At 62.9% G+C, this 4,469-nt stretch carries 2 protein-coding genes; both read left to right on the top strand.

From position 1 onward, the window contains the following. Nucleotides 1-697 precede the first annotated feature (697 nt). A complete protein-coding gene (locus JOZ76_RS03705; RefSeq protein ID WP_291697274.1) occupies nucleotides 698-1,489 on the top strand; it encodes an outer membrane protein in 792 nt (263 codons plus the stop codon). 526 nt (nucleotides 1,490-2,015) lie between these two features. Continuing rightward, nucleotides 2,016-4,469, top strand: a 2,454-nt coding sequence (gene dnaE / locus JOZ76_RS03700) for a DNA polymerase III subunit alpha (protein WP_291697273.1), incomplete at its 3' end; no start/stop codon positions are given.

The following is a 4,469-nucleotide window of genomic DNA, read 5'->3' as shown; positions in this document are numbered from 1 at the left end:
ACTCGACATGCGTGGCCGGGCCGTAAACATGCAGGCAGACCGGATAGTCCGGCGAATAGGTCTGTGCGCACACAGGCGCTGATGCAGCAATGACCCCGGCGACAAGCATCGTCATACTGAAGTTGCGCATCCGAGGGTCCTTCTCCTCGTCGCCCCGACAAATGTTCGCGTCTTCGCCGTCAATCCGCTGCAGCGGCGGCCTTTGTTGCATCACAAAGCAGCAACTCCGTGGCCGAGCCTTTAGGCCGCGCTCACGTTGCCTCGATCGTTCGCGAAGCGCCTGTCAAGCTCTTGGCCTTGTGACGCCGCATTCCGCGGCTAACGACGACCCGCCGCTGTGCGGAATCGCGGTCGCTGAACTCCTCTCTGCAAAAGAAACGGCCAAGAGATACGACCAGAAACGCGAAGAGTTTCACGCGTACGAGGTTTTGCAATGTGGCTGGTCCGGGGCAGTCGTCACAATGACTCCATGAATGGATGACTTCTAATTTAGAATGTGGAGATAGGTGTTGAATTTCAGGAAAAATTACGAGTCGCAGAAATGCCCGAAAGAAACGCTTCAATTGTCGCTGCGAACACAGGGGCTCGCATGGCGAAAGACTGTGGAACAATTCGCTGCCGATGAGCAGCCGAGCACTTTGTTAGAGGCCGTGCGTGGCCTTGGGGACAATTCTAGACAAACGGGCGGACTTCGAAAATGAAAAAGCTTCTCCTTGCAACGACGGGATTATGCGCGCTTGCATCAGCGCCCGTCTTCGCGGCTGACCTGCCGGCGCGGACCTACACCAAGGCGCCGCCTGCTGTCATGACGACGATCAACGACTGGAGCGGCTTCTATGTCGGTTTCAATGCCGGCGGCGGCGCGGCGAACGACCGCTGGACCCGGCTGACCAATGCCGGCGTTCCCGTCAATGCGTTGATGGCCAACGAGGGCACGACCAATGGGGGAGGCGCCGCGGTCGGCGGCCAGATCGGCTATCGCTTCCAGACCGGAGCCTGGGTGTTCGGTGTCGAAGCGCAGGGCGATTGGGCGAACTTCAAGGGTCAGAGGGTCAATCTGATCACGCCGACGCTGACCGACCGCTCGCGAGTCAACGGCTTCGGTCTGTTCACCGGTCAGGTCGGCTACAGCTTCCTGCCGAACTTCCTCGGCTACATCAAAGGCGGCGCGGCCGTCGTCGGCGACCGCTACGATACGTTCACCACCGCGACTAATGTGATGCTGGATCGCGCCAACTCTACGCGCTGGGGCGGCACGGTCGGTGCAGGCCTCGAATACATGTTCGCGCCGAACTGGTCGGTCGGCATCGAATACGACCATCTGTTCATGGGCACCAAGAACCTGAACTTCGTCAACGCCGCCGGCGCGACGCTGATGACCCGCAGCATCAAGGAAGACATCGACATCGGCCTGATCCGGGTCAACTACAAGTTCGGCCCGAGCTTCATGGGCATAGGCAGCATGGGCATGATGGGAATGGGCAAGTAATCAGACTGCCCCGCGCAAAGCGCTGATTCAAAGCCCCGGCGTTTTGCCGGGGCTTTTCTCTGCGGGGGATCCGCCGGCACGGGCAGGAGCTTGCGGTCGGAGGCGAGGCGCGCCGGGGACGCTGTTAACCACGCCAAGCACTTGCATGGGCGACGGCGCAACCGGCGTGCGGGCACGGCTTGACGCGAGAACAAAACTGGAACAATGTTCTTCCTACGTTCTCGTGCCATGGAGGTCCAAATGCTCAAGATTTTCGTCGAAGAGGCGGCTGCGCTGGCCTCGATCGCGCTGTTCGTGGGAATGATTGCGGTGTGGGCGCAAATCCTTCCACAGCTTTGATTTTTGGAGGCCGGCCGGGCGGCGCGAGCTGGGGAAAATTGGGACGGTGCGGGCGAGTTTCGCTGCAGGCGTGGACTTCGCTGGTGCAAGCCCCCACGATATCGGCGCGAGTCGGCCGCTGGAAAGTTCCAGACGGCCGGTCAGCGTCTTTGTCACCCACCCGAAACGAAAGCGGCCTTGAGCGACCATGTCTGGCGCCGGATTTGTCCATCTTCACGTCCACTCGGCCTATTCACTGCTGAAGGGCTCGATCAAGATCGCCAAGCTTGCGGAACTCGCCAAGGCCGACCGCCAGCCGGCGCTGGCGTTGACCGATACCGACAACATGTTCGGGGCGCTGGAGTTTTCGGACAAGATGGCGGGCGCCGGCATTCAGCCGATCGTCGGCCTCGAACTTGGGGTCGATTTCGGCGACATCGATCCCAATGCGCGGAGCGCGCAAGGCTCCTCGCCGTCGCGAATCGTACTGCTCGCCGCGCGCGAGCGCGGCTATCGCAGCCTGATGCGGCTGAACTCGCGGGCGTTTCTGGAAACGCCCGTGCATCAGTCGCCGCACATCAAGTTCGACTGGCTGGACGGAGAGTCGGAGGACCTGATCGCGCTGACCGGCGGGCCGGACGGGCCGATCTCGCGCGCCTTTGCGGACGATCACGTCGCGCTCGCAACCGCGCGCTGCGAGCGCCTCGCCGCGCTGTTCGGCGATCGCCTCTATGTCGAGCTGCAGCGCCACAGCATGGAGAAGGAAAGGCGCGTCGAGGGCGCGCTGATCGATCTGGCCTATGAGAAGGGGCTGCCGCTGGTTGCGACCAACGAGCCATATTTCGCATCCAATGACGATTACGAAGCGCACGACGCGCTGCTCTGCATTGCCGGCGGCAAGCTGATCGCGGAAACCGACCGCGAGCAGCTCACGTCAGACCATCGCTTCAAGACGCGTGCGGAAATGGCGGTGCTGTTTGCCGACATTCCGGAGGCGCTGGCCTCCACCGTCGAGATCGCCGAGCGCTGCTCGTTCCGCCCGATGACGCGCAAGCCGATCCTGCCGCTGTTCACGGTCGGCGCGGGGACGGATGCGGCCGATGCCGCCAGCGCGGAAGCCGGCGAATTGCGCCGGCAGGCGGAGGAGGGACTGGCGCGGCGGCTCTCCGTTCACGGCCTTGCCCCTTCCATGACCGAGGAGGACTATCACAAGCGGCTCGCTTTCGAGCTCGACGTCATCACCCGCATGAAATATGCGGGCTACTTCCTGATCGTGTCCGACTTCATAAAATGGGCGAAGGCGCAAGGCATTCCGGTCGGGCCCGGCCGCGGCTCGGGCGCAGGCTCGCTGGTCGCCTGGGTGCTCACCATCACCGATCTCGACCCGATGCGGTTCAACCTGCTGTTCGAGCGCTTCCTCAACCCGGAACGCGTCTCGATGCCGGACTTCGACATCGACTTCTGCCAGGACCGGCGCGGCGAGGTGATCTCCTATGTGCAGCAGCGCTATGGCCGCGACCAGGTGGCGCAGATCATCACCTTCGGCACCTTGCAGGCGCGCGGCGTGCTGCGCGACGTCGGCCGCGTGCTGCAGATGCCCTACGGCCAGGTCGACAAGCTCACCAAGCTCGTGCCGCAAAATCCCGCGGCCCCCGTCACGCTGGCGGCTGCGATCGAAGGCGAACCAAAGCTGCAGGCCTTTCGCGACGAGGATCCCGTGGTGGCGCGGGCCTTCGACATCGCAATGCGGCTCGAAGGCCTGACGCGGCATGCTTCGACGCATGCGGCCGGGATCGTGATCGGCGATCGCCCGCTCAGCGAGCTCGTGCCGCTCTACCGCGATCCGAAGTCCGACATGCCGGTGACCCAGTTCAACATGAAATGGGTCGAGCCGGCCGGTCTCGTCAAATTCGACTTTCTCGGCCTGAAGACGCTGACCGTGCTCGACGTCGCGGTCAAGCTGCTGAAGCAGCGCGGCGTCCATGTCGATCTGGCGACATTGCCGCTGGATGATGCCGCGAGCTATCAGATGCTGGCGCGGGGCGACGTGGTCGGCGTGTTCCAGGTTGAAAGCCAGGGCATGCGGCGCGCGCTGATCGACATGCGGCCCGACCGTTTCGAGGACATCATCGCGCTGGTCGCGCTGTATCGGCCGGGCCCGATGGCCAACATCCCGACCTATTGCGCGCGCAAGCATGGCGACGAAGAAAGCGAATATCTGCATCCGCTCCTCGAGCCGATCCTGAAGGAGACTTTTGGCGTCATCATCTATCAGGAACAGGTGATGCAGATCGCCCAGCAGATGGCCGGCTATACGCTGGGGCAAGCCGACCTGCTGCGGCGCGCGATGGGCAAGAAAATCCGCGCCGAGATGGAGAAGCAGCGCGAGATTTTTGTCCAGGGCGCGGTGAAGAACGGCGTGCCGAGGGGGCAGGCGGACACCATCTTCGAGCTGCTCGCAAAGTTCGCCGACTACGGCTTCAACAAGAGCCATGCGGCCGCTTACGCGCTCGTCTCCTATCACACCGCCTATATGAAGGCGCATTATCCGGTCGAGTTCCTGGCGGCCTCGATGACACTCGACCTCAACAACACCGACAAGCTCTCCGAGTTTCGCGCCGAGGCGCAGCGGCTCGGCATCAAGGTCGAGCCGCCCTCGATC

Source organism: Bradyrhizobium sp., from assembly GCF_019244115.1.
Classification (GTDB): domain Bacteria; phylum Pseudomonadota; class Alphaproteobacteria; order Rhizobiales; family Xanthobacteraceae; genus Bradyrhizobium.
The sequence above is the reverse complement of the archived record's forward strand: the minus strand, read 5'-3'. Positions and strand labels throughout refer to the sequence as shown.

Bases quoted from the DNA above. Each gene is read 5' to 3' on its own strand.
- JOZ76_RS03705 (WP_291697274.1), top strand. From the start codon at position 698: ATGAAAAAGCTTCTCCTTGCAACGACGGGATTATGCGCGCTTGCATCA.